This is a genomic window from Methanoregula sp. (assembly GCF_049518935.1).
Classification (GTDB): domain Archaea; phylum Halobacteriota; class Methanomicrobia; order Methanomicrobiales; family Methanospirillaceae; genus Methanoregula.
On the sequence record NZ_JBEKRH010000034.1, the window covers coordinates 1 to 15768 of the forward strand.

Below are 15768 nucleotides of genomic sequence, written 5' to 3' on the forward strand. Positions count from 1 at the left end.
AAAAGTCTACGACGCAGAGCCCTGTGCCCCGCGATCGTTCCGGATCTGCTGCCGGTCGGTCCGGATATCCTCCCGGTCCTGGTGGACATCCTGCCATGAAGCGTTGTTCGTCTGCCGGAGCTGGATGTCAGTCTGCCGGGTTTCACGGATCGTCGCACGATCATCCTGCGATGAGTTCCGCTCATCCTTTATATCCACGTGGTTGAGGGCGATGTCATTCCGGTTGTCTTGTATGTCTCCCCTGCTCGCGTTGATATCTGCCCGGTAGGCACTGGCATTACTGGGGTCCTGGTGCAGATCCACGCGATCGGTATGAATGTCCTGCCGGAGTCCGTTATCTTCGGTCCGGTTCGCGAGGTTGAGCGTCTGGTCACTTCTGACCTGTTCCCGGTTACCGAGGATATTCCCGAAGATGTTGAAGTTGTCCCACCAGTTCTGGTGGATATCCTGCCGGTTATCCCGGATTCCTTCGGTCAGGTTTGCTGTCCTGCCGGAGTCCGAAGATCCCGGCGAGCGACCCCAGGGGATCGAAACCCGGGGTGGGCGCGGGGGCAACGGTGTCCACAGGAGAAACCGTATCCGTGGAAGTGATGGTATCCACAGGAGCGATGGTGTCTGTCGGTGTGACCGTGGCCTGTGCATCATCTGCTGCGGCGGTTCCCATGGCGCAGAGTAGTCCAAGCGCCACCAGTCCCAAGAGCAGGCTGAATCTGGTGTTCATGATTTATTCCTCCATATGCCGGTATATACCGTTGGCTGAATGTTCCCTTTCCGGAGCCATAAGGGTCGTTACTGTTCCGGGAAATTCAGTTCGTCCATGCGGTTTTCATGTATCGCGACATCGTTCCGGACGGTTCAGTTGGCGAATCGGAGCGATTTCCTGTGGGAAAAAATTCCTGTTGATTTTCAGGTGCGAATACGCGGCGGACCGGTTCCGGATCGGCCGGACGCGCAGGAGCGGGGGGAGTAAACGCGGGAGACCGTCCGGCATTCCGCCTCTCCCATCGCCGTGTTCGTTGTCAACGTCCGCTCCCCGGGGATCGTGTATAACACGTATGTGGTGAACACCGGTGACATGCTGAATAAGTGTGAGCTGAGTACTGTTTTTACCTGTTTTTTGTTCGCCTGCGACCTTACTCACTCATACGGAAATGTTTCCCGTCGGTGATGGAGGTACCAATCGGATACGTTCAATAGCAGGCACCTGCATAATTCCCTTGCATGCAGATACTCACAGGCTGGCAGGGCGGCGACCTGCGGTGGTAAACAAGGGATGGCAGTTACGGATGAAGCGCCTTGTCGAGAGGCTCGTCACCAGCCACCGGAGGATGCCGGTATCCAAACTGGGGAAGGAGCTTCACGCTCTGGGATTTGTTGAACTCGGGGCCGATCAGATCGCAGTAGCATTTGAGCATGTCATTATGGAACTCTACCTCGAGATCGGGCTGGATGACGACCGCAACATCCACAGCTACTTCATTGTACCGTTCGAAGAGAAGGAGAAGAAGCGGCGGAAGTACCGGTGGTGAATGGCACCGGATCTGCCCGCGTCTGCATTTCCCGTGCAAGGTGATGTTCAGGTATGCGAAAACCGGCCGGTCTGATTATCTTTTTTCTGACCCGGGTCGCAACTGCCGGAAATCATGGGGTAACGAAACAGGGTGTCAACCTGGCTGGAATGGTAAACGAATGGATGACCAGGGTTTACTCCCCCCATGAAACGGTCAGCTGCACTTTTTTTATAACCGTCCTGGTGGTATACTGAAATCCGACGCGTGCGGGACAAGGGCAGGAGGTACTGCCGGCAAAGCCGGAATACCTCCCTCCGTGCTCCGGGAAAAACGTTCGAAAAAGGATTATTTTCTGCGCTCTCTCCGGGCCCACAGCACGATCAGGCCCGCGAGCATACCGCAGATAAGCAGAGGATCGGGCCCTGGTGAGTAAGTCTGTTTCCGGGTGGGCGTGATCGTTGCCGGCGCGGCCGTTTCTGCCAGCTGCATAGTCACATCGATAATGGTATCTTGGGGTGTCGGGACGAGCGTTGTCGCAGTCGGTTCCGGGGCCTGGACATATACCGGGAGATCCTTTTTCACCAGCGTTCCATAAACTGCTTTTGCGTTCGGGTCAAGCTCCTGCACCCGGGCCAGGGTGATGTTCTGAGACTGGTTCAGGGCAGGGACCTTCCCGTTCAGCTGGACATTGAGATCGAAGCGTTTCCTGACAAAACTGAGCGACCAGCCGTCCAGCCGTACCTGCATGCTCTGACGGACCGGCATGGGTGTCACGATCTGGGTGCCGTCGTCCATAGTCTCGGTTGTTGTCACTGTCCACTGCGGGTTCGCAAGATCCGTGACCATCACAAGGGAATTCGCAGAATCAAAGGTAGTCCCGGTCGTCCACGAATCGAAATGGATGTCGTAGTGCAGGGAGACGGGAGTGCCCGGCTGGGCAGGGGAAGTCTGGGCCGTGGCCGACCAGTTCTGGAGCGTCCATGCCGATACTGCCGTTACTCCGCACAGCACCACCAGCAGGAGGAGGCAGGTGCGGAACAGGTTTTTTCCGGAGATCATTCACGAATCCAACGATAACTGAACCGATAAAGGTGACGATCTCTCCTCCCTGTTGTCAACGGCATGGGTACTTCTCATTCAGGTGTATCACGGCAGGTAATGCATAGCATTCGCAAATGGTTTGATAGTTCCGGAACGATCAGTTATGTCCTCTTCATTGAAGTAGTGCACAAAACCGGCAGCGATGGTCCGGATCGCACTATCTGTCGATCCAGGGGACTTTTCATAAACTTTAAGCAAAAATCACTCACATGTCCACAAAAAACATATAATCATATATAAATTATCCTTTTTCAGGAGTTCTTCATTGCGGGAAATTAAAAGGATATAAAGTTAATTCCTGTTACCGATTGGCAAAATCCCTCCGGGAATCAAATCAAAGAAAATATATAGTATACTTTTTGTAATATAATGGGCAACTGCCAGAGCTGCACAATATTTTAAGGAAAACATCCGGTAGACGAGATTTGCACGGCGGGATTTTTTATGTATTCTATTCTGTATGTCGATGACGATGAAATCCTGCTCAATGTCAATAAGATCTACCTGGAGAAGAACGGGGACTTTTCCGTTGACGTGGCCAACTCGGCCGCCCTGGCGCTGGACCGGATCCCTTCCGGGCAGTATGATGCGATTCTCTCGGACTACCAGATGCCGGGCATGGACGGGATCGAGCTCTTAAAGTTAGTCCGGGACCGTCATGGCAACCTGCCCTTCATCCTCTTTACCGGGAAGGGGAGGGAAGAGGTAGTGATGGAAGCGCTCAATAACGGGGCAGATTTTTATGTCCAGAAAGGGCCCGACCTCAAAGGAATGATCGTGGAGCTCAGATACAAGCTCAACCGGGCGATCGAACGGCGCCGGATCGGAGACGAGCTGAAACAGTCCCGCCAGCAGATGACGGATATCATCAACTTCCTGCCCGATGCCACGTTTGTCATCGACACCCGTGGGAGGGTGATTGCCTGGAACCACGCGATTGAGAAGATGACCGGCTGCCGGAAGGAAGATATCCTCGGGAAAGGGGATTACGAATATGCTGTCCCCTTTTTTGGCGAACGCAGGCCCATGCTCATTGATACCGTGCTCCAGGATCCTCATGTCCTGAACCAGCCGTGCCCGGGATTCCGGCTCCTTGAAAACAAGATCTCCCAGGATCTTTTTGCCCCCGGGATGAACGGGGGCCGGGGTGCCTATCTCTGGGTCCATGCCGGCCCTCTCTGCGATGCGGGCGGGATCGTGGAAGGTGCCATCGAGACGATACGGGACATCTCCGATATCCACCAGATCAAACACGATCTTGACCTGTCCCGGGATGCGAACCTCGGTTTTGCCAATATCCTCCCGGTCGGGGTCTACGAGATGGACCTTGCCTGCCGGCTCACGTTTGCCAATACTATGGCCTACGAAATGTTCGGGCTCGTGCCGGAAGATTACAGCCAGGGTATCAACATCCTCGATTATATCACCACCCCCGATCGCGAACGGGCATTCCGCGATATCCAGAGTGCGGCCCGGCAGGGCACAGCCAACGGCCAGGAATACCTGCTCCAGAAGAGTGACAGCAGCACGTTCCCGGCCCTGCTCTACGGAGCGCCGGTGATCGACCCCGAGACAAAACAGCCTGTCGGCCTCCGGGGTGTCATCATCGACCTGACCCAGAGAAGGCAGGAGGCGCAGGCTCTGCTCGAGAGCGAGGAACGGCTCAAGCTCGCTCTGGCCGCGGGTAATATCGGGATCTGGGATGTGGGGATGCGGGATCTTGAAGTACGGGATATCTATAACTGGTGCCACACCACTCTTGGCTATGACTTCGAACCCGGCATACCACTTACCGTGGACAAATGCAAAACCATCATCAATCCTCTCGATCTGCCAAATATCATCTATGCGTTTTACCGGCATATCCGTGGGAAGGCACCCCTCTTCGAGAGTAACTTCCGCGTGCGTAAGATGGACGGGATCTGGATCTGGGTAACGACCCGCGGCAAGGTGATCGAACGGACTGCAGATGGGGAACCCCTGCGGATCACCGGTACGGTCAATGCGATGAACTGCGCGGCAGAATGCAATGATCCCAACCCCCGGGGAAATCCCTGGTCCGTCGGTTCATTCGGTTTTAAAAGGAAGTAATTCCAAGCACTAATGAAGCCTGACGGGCGCACGTTGTGAATCATCCGTCCGGCACTCCCCGGGAGATTATTCACTAACGGCTCGTTATCCCGGCACGATCAGGATCCTACCATGATACCTATGCCCGCAGACCCGCACGATCCCCGTCTCCTGCCCGCGCTCCTCTCTTCCCAGAGAGCTGAGATTACGGAACATCATATCTATACGAAGATTGCGTTTGTCACCCGCGATCCGAAGAACCGCGGGGTGCTCGAACAGATCGCTGCAGAAGAGATGGACCATTATGGGATCTGGAAGCGGTATACCCGGCAGGACATTGCGCCTGACCATATCTCCCTCTGGTTCTATTACCTGATGGCCCGTATCCTCGGGATCACGTTCACGCTCAAGCTGATGGAAAGCGTAGAGAAACGGGCCCAGGCGCCGGATCCGCTTCTTCGTGCCGCAATACCGGAGATCGATGCAATGCTCTCCCGTGAGGAAGAGCACGAAAAGAAACTGATTGCCCTCATTGACGAGGAGCGGCTGCAGTACATGGGCTCGGTAGTGCTCGGGCTCAACGATGCCCTCGTGGAGTTCACCGGGATGCTTGCCGGTCTCACGTTCGCTCTCCAGAACTCCCAGATCATCGCAGTCGCCGGCCTGATCACCGGTGTCGCGGCGTCCCTCTCGATGGGCTCCTCGGAGTACCTCTCCCAGAAATCCGACGGGGGAACAACGGACCCGAAGAAAGCCGCGATCTATACAGGATTCACCTATATGGTGACCGTCATCCTTCTCATCCTGCCCTTCCTCGTTCTCAGAAGCCCGTACATCGCCCTCGTCCTCACCCTGCTCGGTGCCGTAGCCGTGATTTTCTTCTTCACCTATTATATCGCCGTGGCAAAAGATCTCCCCTTCAGGTCCCGTTTCATGGAGATGCTCGCGATCAGTTTCGGGATCGCCGCGATCTCGTTCGTGATCGGTCTTGCGATCAGGCTGGTCCTGAACGTGAACGTCTGAATGCAGGATCCGTCCCCCCCCTCTTCCCGAGCCTGACCCGGCTCCAAAAATCATTCCTAACCCTTTAATATATTCAGGAATGAAAAGGTTGTATTCACACCATGTCCAGCCCCGATATCCCCCTGCAGGAGCGGGCACACAGTTTCGTGCACCAGGGAAAGGCCCGGGAGGCCCTCGACTGTTATGACCAGGCCCTCAGGAGTGATCCTGGTAACAGCGAGATCCTCAACTCCAAGGCAGCCGCACTTATCACTCTCGGCAGGTTTGAGGAGGCCCTGGAGCCTGCCCGGAAGGCTGCGTCCGCGAGCCCCCGATCCGTGGACTGCTGGATTAACCTGGGTGTGGCTCTTGACAAGCTCGACCGGCTGCACGATGCCAGTGAAGCCCTTGAACGGGCGGTAGAGATCAGCCCGTACAATGCCTATGCACGGGCGCTGCTGGGTATTGTTTACCAGAAGATGGACATGGGGGACCGGGCCGAGGCGCAGAACCGGAAACTGCAGGAAATTGTCTTTCCCCATGGTTATGCCGGCTTCTATTTCGCCACGGCAGCCTTTCTCCTCGGGCTGCTGCTGGGTGGCATCCGGGCAGTCGCGGCGGGAAAGCCCCCGGAGATTACGATCTCATCCCAGCTGATCCTGCTGTTGTTCTTCTGTGTGATCTGTAAACTGTACTGGCGCTCCCTCCGGGTATGGCAGCAGATCAACCGCAACGTTATCGTCGCACCGCACGCGGCCCCGGGCAGAAGAGATCCCGGGTCACGGAGCATGTACCTTGCCATGGCCGCGATGGTACTGGTATTTGGTGCCGGCATCCTGATGGGGGGCAGTGTCTGGATCTGGCTGCACTGAAATTCCTGCCTTGCCTGCGGGATCCCGTTCAGGCCTGAAGTCATGTATCCCGCCGGACTTCATAGGAATCTTTGCGGGATTGCTGGTTTTATTACTCTTGGAGTGCCTCTGTATCTTATGCGTACGGGCACGGTTCCCCCGCTGAATACTCCCGTCTGTGTCCGTATGTATCCGATCCTGCACCGCACGACATCTCCTGACCTCTTATGACCCTCATACCCTCACGATCCTGGTTCAATGTCCGGGTAAAAATACTCATTATCTTCCTCTCACTCGCCATTGTCGCGCTTCTTATCACCGGGTATGTGGCGTTTTTTTCCATCAGTGATGTCGGGAAATCTGCGGAAACCAGCAGCCTTAGTCTTGGTCAGGAAGCAGTGGATGAGACAACGACCGCTCTTCAGGCATCTGCAGAAGAACATCTTGTTCGTATTGCGTCCGATCAGGCAGAAGTGACCAACGTCCTTTTTGAAAATACCGATTCCGAGATGGAGATCCTTGCTGCGGCTGTACCGATGCTCGCGGATAATCCCCCTGTAGTGCCCAAGATCTCCAACGCTGGCAGTACTGCCCACCCTGCCGATCGCCTCTCCACAGTCCTCGTTGTTCCCTCCCCGGACCCTCAGGCAGAACAGGACTCCACGGAATTCAGGACGCTCGCGGGCATCGATGACCTGCTGGTTGCTGTCTTCCGGGCAGACACTGACATGTCCAGTATCTACGTGGCTTCGGACTCGGGGATCCTCCGCATATACCCCTGGAGCAACATGACGTCACGGACTATGGATCCGAGGCAGCGGGTCTGGTTTACCGGGGCAAAAAACACCGATGGGATCTCCTGGTCCGATCCGTACGATGACTCCGCGGGCCACGGGCTTGTCGTGACCGCTTCAAAGGCGGTGCCCACGAAGTTCGGGACCTGGGTAATCGGCAGCGATGTAACGGTCGACGTGATCAACGAGGCGTTCCTGAACCTGACGCTGGGAAACAAGGGCTACGCGATCCTTATGGACAGCCAGGGAAATATCATCAGCCGCCCCGGGCTGTCTGCTGGAAATACCAGTTGGGACAAGCCTTTTGAGCAGGAGAACGTGTTTGAGAGCAACGACCCGGGGCTCATTGCCGTAGGAAGGAACATGACGGCCGGGAAGACCGGCATTGAGAAAATCCGGTTCAATGGCCATGATACCTATGTCGCCTATGCTCCGGTCACGTCCCGGAACTGGAGCTTTGCCGTATCCATGCCGGTGGATGAGATCACGGCCCCGGTCGATAAAACCCGTGAGAAGATCGCGGCCTCCACCCGGGACGCCGGTCTTCGTATCAACAGCCAGACTGACCGGTTCCTTTGGATATTTGTCTGCCTGTTCCTCATCCTCATCCTCGTGGTTATCCTGCTTGCGGCCTGGCTTGCCCGGATCATCACGCGCCCCGTGGAATCCTTAAAGGAAGGCACCCTCGCGCTGGGCCACGGGGATCTTGATTTCCGTCTCGATATCCGTACCGGTGACGAGTTCGAGGACCTGGCAGGTGCGTTCAACCACATGGCCGCGGATCTCAAGCAGAACATCGAAGATCTCCGGCGCACCACGGCCGAGAAGGAGCGTTATACCAAGGAGATGGAGATCGCAAAGGAGATCCAGCAGAATTTCCTCCCGGAATCCGCGCCGGAGATCCCGGAGGCTGAGATCTGCGCCATCACGATCCCCGCAATGGAGATCGGCGGCGATCTCTATGATTTCATACCGGTCGTTGGGAACCGGTGGGCATTTGTCATCGCCGATGTCTCCGGCAAAGGCGTGAGTGCCGCGCTTTTCATGGCCCTCTCCCGGACACTCATCCATGCAACCGGGGGGGCAGAGGCGGATCCCTCGGCTGCCATCCGGCAGGCAAACCGGCTGATCTACGAGGACGGGCGATCGAGTATGTTCATCACCGTCTTCTACGGGCTCTTTGACCCGGGCAGGATGACGTTCTCCTACGTGAATGCCGGCCATAACCCCCCGCTGCTGATCCGGGACGATCCCCCGGTAACGCAGGTCCTGGAAAGCAGGGGAATTGCGCTTGGAGTCGTTCCTGTGGTAGATATCCCGGCAACGGCCGTCCCGCTCAGGCATGGTGATCTCATTGTCATGTACACCGACGGTGTGACGGAAGCGTTCAATGAACGGGAGGCCTGTTTTGGCGAAGACCGGCTGGTCGCCTCGATCACCCGGAACAGATCACGGACGGTGCAGGAGATTATGGCGGCGCTTCTCGAGGATATCCGGCAGTTCTGCGGCAATGCCCCGCAGTCGGACGATATCACGCTCATCGTGATCCGGGTGAAATGAGCGTACCTGCCGGGCATGAAATTGGAAAAAACTGTTCTGTAGTAATTCTTACAAATATGAACGCTATCAGGGGTTTCACCTCCGCCACTGAGGCAACCCCCGAATGCGATAACTCCCGAACAGGTAATTTCCGCAACATCGCAATGCGCAGGGGCGGTGAGGGGGAAACAGCATACCTGTCCTGACAGGTGTGATGCGAGAAGAACCATCGGGTTCTTCGCTGTGGCACTGTCCCCTCCTCTCTAAAAAATACAATCTGATAATAATCGTTCCAACACAGGGATTTCTCCAGACCGCAAAAAACAGATCTAATCGTACCTTTCCGCTTATTTTATCCCGATCTGCCCGGAGTCCTTGTGTGGAGTGCTGTGCTCCGGCTCAGTTACGGCGGCATAAGCCCGGTGACCTGCGGCGTGTGATCCTGTCGCATCTTTCCCGGGGACTGTCACGGATCTCTGGAGATTGTCATCGATCATGGTGAGGAGCGCTTCGATCCCGGACACCTCGTGGTCTTCTGCGAGCTCCGAGAGCAGCAGGTTGATGAGACGCCTTCGGCATGGATCGGTGGCTGCCCCGTTCCGGAGATTGCCGATGCTGGCATGGCAGGCAGAGGCATGGTACGCGTGGGCAAAACGTTTTACGTCTTCGAAAAGGCAGGCACGGTAATTGGAGCCGCTCTCCCGTGCGAGGACTTCCAGTTTCTTTGTGATACGGGCAAAGTCCTGTCTCAGTGCTGCTTGTTCATCCGGATTTCCTGACAGGGAATCGAGAAGTACGGGAATAGCACACTGCTCGGCATACGGGGCGCTGGCGGAAAGTTTACCGGTGCCCGATGGATCCTGGAGACCGGCCCGGGTATGGTCAATGGACGTTTCATATCTTTCCAGGCGGTGACGGATATATTCGGAGGCTGTCGTGTCCATAAGAATGTCCGGGGAACTTTTCTTGATCGTGCCGTGAATGGTGTACGGCGGGAATGCAGTATACCCTATTTTCCCTGCCCGTTTAAATTTCCTGTCCCGGCACATCCTCAGGGAAGGATCCGGGGCTTCGTGCCGGAGTGGGGAGTTCCGTCACGACCAAAGCGCCGGTCTTTTATCCCAACACGGCGGAGCATTGAGTACAATAATGTCTCACGCAGCAGGTGCCGGCGGCGGATCCTATGAAAGGAAGCAGCGGATGATCCTGACAAGTCTTGTCATCGATTTCATCCTCTGGCTTCCCGATATCGTTGCCGCCGTACTCTCGGGTTCCATTGTCCTCTTTGCGGACGCGCTGAAATGTGCAAACGAGATCCTGGCTACCTTCTTTGCCTACCTCACCATCCGCAAGATGGCAAAGGGTGGCGCAGGCGCATACGATTACGGGATGGGCAAGTTCGAGACGATCACGTCAATTACTACCGGTGGCGTCATGTTCATCTCGCTGGCCCTGGTATTTCTCGCGGCGCTCTACCGGATCGCGATGCCGGCCGGGATCGTCCACGAAGGGGCGTACCTCGGTGTTGTCCTGATGGTGATCGGTGTCTGCATGAACACCTGGTTGTGGAGGAAGAATTACCGGCTCAACCAGAAAGAGCCGTCACCCCTGATGGATTCCCAGTGGCATCTCTTCCGCACCAAGGCGTTCTCCGATTTCTCGGTCCTTGTCTCCCTGCTCCTGACGCTCGCGCTTGCCAGTTACCCCTGGTCCCTGTATATCGATCCGCTCGCTTCGTTCATCATTGCCGGGTTCCTTCTCTTCTCAGGGTACCGGGTCATCACCTCTTCCCTCCCGGACCTGCTGGACAAGACCCTGGACGAGGAGCTCCAGATGGTGATCGTCAGCCACCTTGCGGCATTTTTCGACGAGTATTCAGCGCTGTACGGAGTCCGCTCGCGCCGTTCGGGAACCAATATCTATATTGAGATCTTCCTCGAGTTCGATGGCGACAGGAAGATGTCGGAGGTACAGGACACCATCAACCGGATCCGGCGCTCCCTGGAAGCGCAGATTCCCCGGAGTGCTGTCAGTGTCGTGCCTACGGATGCACCGGTTCAGGACGGGATGCACGGGGATTCGTTTATGCCGCTACCTGACACCTGATCTCTCCGGTTTTTTTTATTTTTTACAACTTCGGCTGCTGCTGGGTACCGCAATGGAACGTGCCATATCCTTCAACCATGGCCCGGGCGTTGACACCGACGACATTCCGGTCCGGGAACTGCTCCTGCAGGACGCGTATCGCCTCGGCATCATGGGGGTCATTAAAGACGGGAACGATCACGATCGTATTCCCGATATAGAAGTTCGTGTAACTTGCCGGGTACCGCCCGTCCGCATCAAGGACCGGCGCCGGCATGGGCAGTTTCACCACGGTCAGGGGCCTGCCATCCTGGTCGGTTGCCTGGCGGAGGATCTCGAAGTTGTCGTGGAGAGAGGGGTAATTTGCGTCTGCAATATCGGTTTCGTACGCACAGACTACGGTCGACGGCCCGATGAAGCGTGCGATATCGTCTATGTGGCCATCCGTGTCATCCCCGACAATGCCGTCGTTGAGCCAGATCACGTGCTCTATCCCGAGATATTCCCGGAGTTTTTCTTCGATCTCATCAGCGGAGATGGTCGGGTTGCGGTTGGGGTTTAAGAGGCAGGCCCGGGTTGTCATGACGGTACCTTTCCCGTTCACGTCAATCGATCCGCCTTCCAGCACGATTCCGGGCTCAAACAGGGGAAGGTTGAGCCGGCGGTTCATCATGCCGGGGATCTTCCCGTCCCGCACCTGGTCTTCGTACTTGCCGCCCCAGGCGTTAAAGGTCCAGCGCACCAGCGCGGTCTTCCCAAGTGCCCTGTTGATAACAAATGTCGGGCCATAGTCCCGGATCCAGACATCGGAATATTCGTTGGTGTGGAGCGTGACGCGGGTGAGATCTACGCCCATTTCGCGAAGGTGTGAACGCACTTTCCGGTGGATTACGGCACTCGGGACGAACAACTCCACGCGTTCCGAGGTATGCACTTTTGCTATGAACTCGTAGTATGCCAGTTCCACTTCCGGAAGCCGGGGAAATGTCTGGATGTTCTGGGGCCACGAGAGCCAGACCGCTTCGTGGAGTTCCCACTCGGCGGGCATGTGAAACCCCCTGTTCCGGGGAGTGTCGCCCGGCCGCAGGGATGGGAACACCCCATCCGATCCCGGGAATGGCGTGATGATCCTGCCATAGGTCTCCGGCCGCCGGTTCCGGAAAAATCCCCACGACTCCCGGACTGCGGCGTTCATTGCAATATCCAGTGGTGCGATCAATGTCTCTTCCCGGTCGCCGGCCTTTGCAAGGATCTTCCCGAACGCATCCGCGACGAACGATCCCCCGAAAAACCGGATCTGCCCCTCGCTCCCGACCCGGTTGATCGCCGCGACATGGACGCTGTTTGCTACTGCATGACTCCGCTGGATCAGCTCCCAGGCCTCCTGCCAGTTGCCCTCTACAGGCTCGGCTGATGTGGGGTGCCCGATTGCTGTGGGGTAGAACAGGATGTCGGCGCCTTCAAGTGCCACGCACCGTGCCGCCTCGGGAAACCACTGGTCATAACAGATGAGGACGGCAATCCGGCCAAACCGGGTCGACACGACCTTGTATCCATCGCCGGGGTAGAAGTAACCCTTTTCAAAGAATCCCGGATCCTGGGGAATATGCACCTTGTGGTACTGTGCACATAGTGTTCCATCAGCATCAATCACAGCGGCGGTATTGTAATACCTGCCATCAGTTCCCGCTTCAAAGACCGGGACGATGATAACCACCTGGTGCTCCCGGGCGAGGGCCGAGAACCGGGCAGTTGACCTGCCGGGCACACTCTCGGCAATGGATGCAACATCTGTCCCGGGATGGCGGGGGAAGTACCGGGAATGGAAAAGTTCGGGCAGGCAGATGATGTTTGCTCCTGCTGCGATCGCTCCACGGACTTTTTCCTCTGCCGTACGGATGTTCTCATCAGCATCCTGCCCCATCGCCATCTGGATGAGTCCGACGGTTACCTCGCCCACTTCTACAGCCTCGTGGTATACGAATTTTTCCTGATCGGATATGAGGGTATCCATACGATACGGTCAGCACCCCGTCCGGCAAGGCACTGATGAGGGATACGGCCCGGCTTCTTGTGCAATGGATATCCCTGAGGAATCCTGAAATGGTACTAACTTTCCTTATATGCCAAAGTGGGAGTTTTTGACGGGTTTCGGAGTGATCCGGCCCGGAAACGAACTTTGATAACCCCCTACAGTCAAATTTATAACACCAAATGTCAAGAATCATTAACAAAGGGATGCCATGAAAAAAAATACCTTCTATCTTCTCACAGGCTGCATTGCACTGGCCCTGCTCGCGCTTTTCATATATTCGATTGAGACCCACGTGATCCCGCTCTGGATCGAGCCGCTCGGGTTTATTCTCGGTTTCCTGATAGTGTATGCTGCACGAAAATCCGTGACTGATCTTATTGAGGATGAACGCAGTGCGAAGATCACCGAGATGGCGGTAGTGAGGACCTTCCAGGTGTTCTGGGTTGTTTTCTGTGCATTCTCTATCGGTGCAGTTATGGATCTCCTCTATCTTCCGCAGTTTTCCCACGAACATCTCCAGGGACGTCCTCCTGAGCTGGTCTCTCTGCGGATGATGGGATATCTCCAGCTGGGACTGCTCTGTCTGATGATCTTTCTTTATGTCGGGTTCCGTATGTACTATGCCCGGAAGTACGGGGACTGGGAGACCGATGAAGAATAAGATAAAAGTCTTCAGGGCGATGCATGATATGACGCAGGAGGATCTTGCGGTAGCAATTGGCGTCACGCGGCAGACAATCCTTGCTATAGAAAAAGGGAAATATGTACCCTCCCTTGACCTGGCATTCAGGATCTCGCATCACTTCAAGGTGAACATCGAAGAGGTGTTCACGTATAATGAAGAACCCCGGACGATAGATATAGATTAAACGGTTTTCCCGGACACTCTTTCGCCCTTTTCCTGCGCAGGCCCCGGGAAACGGGATTTTTTTCTTGGCATATGCATCAACTTTTTACGGGATGTATCCGGATCCTGACGTTATTCAGAACCTCCGTGAATGATGTGTGTGTTTTGGAATATGTAATCCAAACCAGAAAAAACAAAAAGTTTATATTACAAAATGTAAAATATACTTTACATGACCGGCACGGAAGATCGTGCCTGCCATCAGAGCAACAACTTACAGGAGAACATCACTATGAAAACGCCCAGAATGTATTACGGTGCTCTTGCCGTGTTCTGCGTTATTGCACTCTGCATTGGCTTTGCCAGTGCGGCAGGCACTGCACAGGCCACGCATACCGGCACTCATGGAAAGGGCTTCATGCATCCTGCACAGGATCTGACCAATGCCACTGTCCAGCAGCAGATCATTGCGCGATATGAACAGCAGGGAGTGGATGTAACTGCCCTCCAGACTGCATTCCAGAACGGCGACCTCCCTGCAGTCAAATCCTGGCTTGAGGCACACCGCCCGGCCCGGCCCCAGTCCGCGAACAAAGGCCTTTCTAAAGGATTCGATATGACGAATACAACCGTCCAGCAGCAGATCCTGGCCAGGCTTGATAAGCAGGGAGTGGATACAACTGCGCTGGCAGCGGCGTTCCAGTCAGGCAATGTGACCGATATAAAGTCCTGGTTCGGGGCACATCGCCCGGCAGCACCCGGTTTTGCGAAGGGATCATTTGGGAAAACTCCCGATTTTACCAATGCCACCGTCCAGCAGCAGATCCTGGCCCGGCTTGATAATCAGGGAGTGGATACAAGCGCTCTCAAGGCCGCCTTCCAGAATGGTGATACCGGCGCAGTAAAGTCATGGTTTGGAGCGTACTCAGCGTCTCACCCACACACTGCTCACGGTCAGAGCGGAAGATCAAAAGGATCTTCCTGACACAAACGTTATAGTTACCTTCACTGGTAATTTCCAAAGATCTTTTTTTTAGTAATATCAGGAAACATTTAAAATGCCGGAACCATAGTATCGTTACCTATCGCATGCGCCTTTATGCCGGTGTGTATGAACATTGACAGAAAAGTTACATCAATCATCCTGCCTGAAGGGAAGGTATTTAATTTACAAAATGTAAAATATACATTACAATTTCCGGCTGCACGTTTGTGCACACCCGGAAACATGTGTAAATCTCACTAAAAAGGAATCCACTGTATCACAAAAAGGAGAACCTATGAAGAGTCGTTTTATCTTAATGAGTTTCATCGTACTGCTTCTGTGCAGTGCCTCCGCGAGTGCTGCATCCTCTGCTGCACCGTCGGGAAATACGGTAACGGCAACGAATCCTCAGGCAGCGGCAGCGCTTGTATATGTATCCGGGTATGATCTCACACCCGCGGTTTTTTATCCCGGTGAGACCGGGACCGTGACGGTTCACGTTACCAATGCAGCCAATACTTCCGTGGCGTTAAATCAACCTGCCCTCATCGACCCGCATATCCAGGTTGTCAATCAGGGTTCGTTCACGACCGCTACAACTGTCGGACCGGGAGCCACCACGGATTATAATTTCATCATAACTGTCGGTAATGTTCCTGATGGGACGTATTTCCCGCTCTTCACCGTTTCACCAGCTGCCTATGGCGGCAATGCAGTCCATTCCCAGATCCTGATGAAGGTGGACTCGGCAGATGTGAGATCCAGTATCTCATTAAAACCCGAGTCATTCTCCATTAACCAGACGGATAAGGTGAATGTGAGTATTATCAACCCGCGGCTCGGAGACATATCGGATGTCCTGATCGTTGCATCCGGCAATGGCAATGATATATCGCCATCAGAGAGTTTCGTGGGATCCATCACTGCCGGTAATTCTGTTGAAGTTCC

The 15768-nt window shown here is 55.2% G+C and carries 15 protein-coding genes; 10 read left to right on the forward strand and 5 right to left on the reverse strand.

The genetic code is table 11. The annotated features are described in order from the left end of the window. Positions 1 to 6: 6 nt before the first annotated feature. Both ABSE13_RS12640 and ABSE13_RS12645 read right to left on the reverse strand, forming a co-directional pair. A complete protein-coding gene (locus tag ABSE13_RS12640; protein WP_424028874.1) occupies positions 7 to 555 on the reverse strand; it encodes a hypothetical protein in 549 nt (182 codons plus the stop codon). After that, positions 455 to 721, reverse strand: coding sequence for a hypothetical protein (locus tag ABSE13_RS12645; protein ID WP_424028875.1), 267 nt, complete (start codon positions 719 to 721; stop codon positions 455 to 457). The genes ABSE13_RS12640 and ABSE13_RS12645 overlap by 101 nt, the downstream gene beginning before the upstream one ends. 538 nt (positions 722 to 1259) lie before the next feature. Here ABSE13_RS12645 and ABSE13_RS12650 point away from each other — a divergent pair. After that, on the forward strand, positions 1260 to 1529 hold the full coding sequence (locus ABSE13_RS12650) for a hypothetical protein (protein WP_424028876.1): 270 nt from the start codon (positions 1260 to 1262) through the stop codon (positions 1527 to 1529). A gap of 327 nt (positions 1530 to 1856) precedes the next feature. On the opposite strand, the gene ABSE13_RS12655 is transcribed toward ABSE13_RS12650, so the two are convergent. Next, positions 1857 to 2570, reverse strand: coding sequence for a hypothetical protein (locus ABSE13_RS12655; RefSeq protein WP_424028877.1), 714 nt, complete (start codon positions 2568 to 2570; stop codon positions 1857 to 1859). A gap of 486 nt (positions 2571 to 3056) precedes the next feature. Between ABSE13_RS12655 and ABSE13_RS12660 the strand changes: the two genes are divergently transcribed. From ABSE13_RS12660 to ABSE13_RS12675, 4 genes are all read left to right on the forward strand, one after another. After that, positions 3057 to 4703 (forward strand): PAS domain-containing protein, encoded by a 1647-nt coding sequence (locus tag ABSE13_RS12660; RefSeq protein WP_424028878.1) that lies wholly within the window; start codon positions 3057 to 3059, stop codon positions 4701 to 4703. Between the two features lie 111 nt (positions 4704 to 4814). Then, positions 4815 to 5705 carry a VIT1/CCC1 transporter family protein gene (locus tag ABSE13_RS12665; protein WP_424028879.1) on the forward strand — a complete coding sequence of 297 codons (891 nt, stop codon included), beginning with the start codon at positions 4815 to 4817 and terminating at the stop codon, positions 5703 to 5705. Positions 5706 to 5806: 101 nt separating this feature from the next. Next, positions 5807 to 6556, forward strand: a complete 750-nt coding sequence (locus tag ABSE13_RS12670; RefSeq protein WP_424028880.1) for a tetratricopeptide repeat protein — start codon at positions 5807 to 5809, stop codon at positions 6554 to 6556. Positions 6557 to 6762: 206 nt separating this feature from the next. Further along, positions 6763 to 8889: a SpoIIE family protein phosphatase gene (locus ABSE13_RS12675; protein WP_424028881.1), complete on the forward strand. Its 2127-nt coding sequence runs from the start codon at positions 6763 to 6765 to the stop codon at positions 8887 to 8889. A gap of 326 nt (positions 8890 to 9215) precedes the next feature. Here the strand turns inward: ABSE13_RS12675 and ABSE13_RS12680 are convergent, their stop codons facing one another. Next, positions 9216 to 9812 carry a hypothetical protein gene (locus tag ABSE13_RS12680; RefSeq protein ID WP_424028882.1) on the reverse strand — a complete coding sequence of 199 codons (597 nt, stop codon included), beginning with the start codon at positions 9810 to 9812 and terminating at the stop codon, positions 9216 to 9218. Positions 9813 to 10017: 205 nt separating this feature from the next. Between ABSE13_RS12680 and ABSE13_RS12685 the strand changes: the two genes are divergently transcribed. Continuing rightward, positions 10018 to 10974 (forward strand): cation diffusion facilitator family transporter, encoded by a 957-nt coding sequence (locus ABSE13_RS12685; protein WP_424028883.1) that lies wholly within the window; start codon positions 10018 to 10020, stop codon positions 10972 to 10974. Between the two features lie 22 nt (positions 10975 to 10996). Here ABSE13_RS12685 and ABSE13_RS12690 read toward each other — a convergent pair whose 3' ends face one another. Then, a complete protein-coding gene (locus ABSE13_RS12690; protein WP_424028884.1) occupies positions 10997 to 12967 on the reverse strand; it encodes an agmatine deiminase family protein in 1971 nt (656 codons plus the stop codon). Positions 12968 to 13196: 229 nt separating this feature from the next. Here ABSE13_RS12690 and ABSE13_RS12695 point away from each other — a divergent pair, with 229 nt between their 5' ends. From ABSE13_RS12695 to ABSE13_RS12710, 4 genes are all read left to right on the forward strand, one after another. Then, positions 13197 to 13649 carry a DUF2178 domain-containing protein gene (locus tag ABSE13_RS12695; RefSeq protein ID WP_424028885.1) on the forward strand — a complete coding sequence of 151 codons (453 nt, stop codon included), beginning with the start codon at positions 13197 to 13199 and terminating at the stop codon, positions 13647 to 13649. Next, the gene (locus ABSE13_RS12700; RefSeq protein ID WP_424028886.1) at positions 13639 to 13857 is read left to right on the forward strand and encodes a helix-turn-helix transcriptional regulator; all 219 of its coding nucleotides are present in this window, start codon (positions 13639 to 13641) and stop codon (positions 13855 to 13857) included. Before ABSE13_RS12695 ends, ABSE13_RS12700 begins: the two co-directional genes overlap by 11 nt. A 210-nt stretch (positions 13858 to 14067) precedes the next feature. Further along, a complete protein-coding gene (locus tag ABSE13_RS12705; protein ID WP_424028887.1) occupies positions 14068 to 14820 on the forward strand; it encodes a hypothetical protein in 753 nt (250 codons plus the stop codon). Positions 14821 to 15115: 295 nt separating this feature from the next. Then, positions 15116 to 15768, forward strand: a 653-nt coding sequence (locus ABSE13_RS12710; RefSeq protein ID WP_424028888.1) for a COG1361 family protein, incomplete at its 3' end; no start/stop codon positions are given.

What these genes read in the sequence shown, in the direction of transcription:
- ABSE13_RS12645 (WP_424028875.1), bottom strand. Translation starts at nt 721, where the DNA reads ATGAACACCAGATTCAGCCTGCTCTTGGGACTGGTGGCGCTTGGACTA.
- ABSE13_RS12655 (WP_424028877.1), bottom strand. Translation starts at nt 2,570, where the DNA reads ATGATCTCCGGAAAAAACCTGTTCCGCACCTGCCTCCTCCTGCTGGTG.
- ABSE13_RS12660 (WP_424028878.1), top strand. Translation starts at nt 3,057, where the DNA reads ATGTATTCTATTCTGTATGTCGATGACGATGAAATCCTGCTCAATGTC.
- ABSE13_RS12665 (WP_424028879.1), top strand. Translation starts at nt 4,815, where the DNA reads ATGATACCTATGCCCGCAGACCCGCACGATCCCCGTCTCCTGCCCGCG.
- ABSE13_RS12670 (WP_424028880.1), top strand. Translation starts at nt 5,807, where the DNA reads ATGTCCAGCCCCGATATCCCCCTGCAGGAGCGGGCACACAGTTTCGTG.
- ABSE13_RS12675 (WP_424028881.1), top strand. Translation starts at nt 6,763, where the DNA reads ATGACCCTCATACCCTCACGATCCTGGTTCAATGTCCGGGTAAAAATA.
- ABSE13_RS12680 (WP_424028882.1), bottom strand. Translation starts at nt 9,812, where the DNA reads ATGGACACGACAGCCTCCGAATATATCCGTCACCGCCTGGAAAGATAT.
- ABSE13_RS12685 (WP_424028883.1), top strand. Translation starts at nt 10,018, where the DNA reads ATGTCTCACGCAGCAGGTGCCGGCGGCGGATCCTATGAAAGGAAGCAG.
- ABSE13_RS12690 (WP_424028884.1), bottom strand. Translation starts at nt 12,967, where the DNA reads ATGGATACCCTCATATCCGATCAGGAAAAATTCGTATACCACGAGGCT.
- ABSE13_RS12695 (WP_424028885.1), top strand. Translation starts at nt 13,197, where the DNA reads ATGAAAAAAAATACCTTCTATCTTCTCACAGGCTGCATTGCACTGGCC.
- ABSE13_RS12700 (WP_424028886.1), top strand. Translation starts at nt 13,639, where the DNA reads ATGAAGAATAAGATAAAAGTCTTCAGGGCGATGCATGATATGACGCAG.
- ABSE13_RS12705 (WP_424028887.1), top strand. Translation starts at nt 14,068, where the DNA reads ATGACCGGCACGGAAGATCGTGCCTGCCATCAGAGCAACAACTTACAG.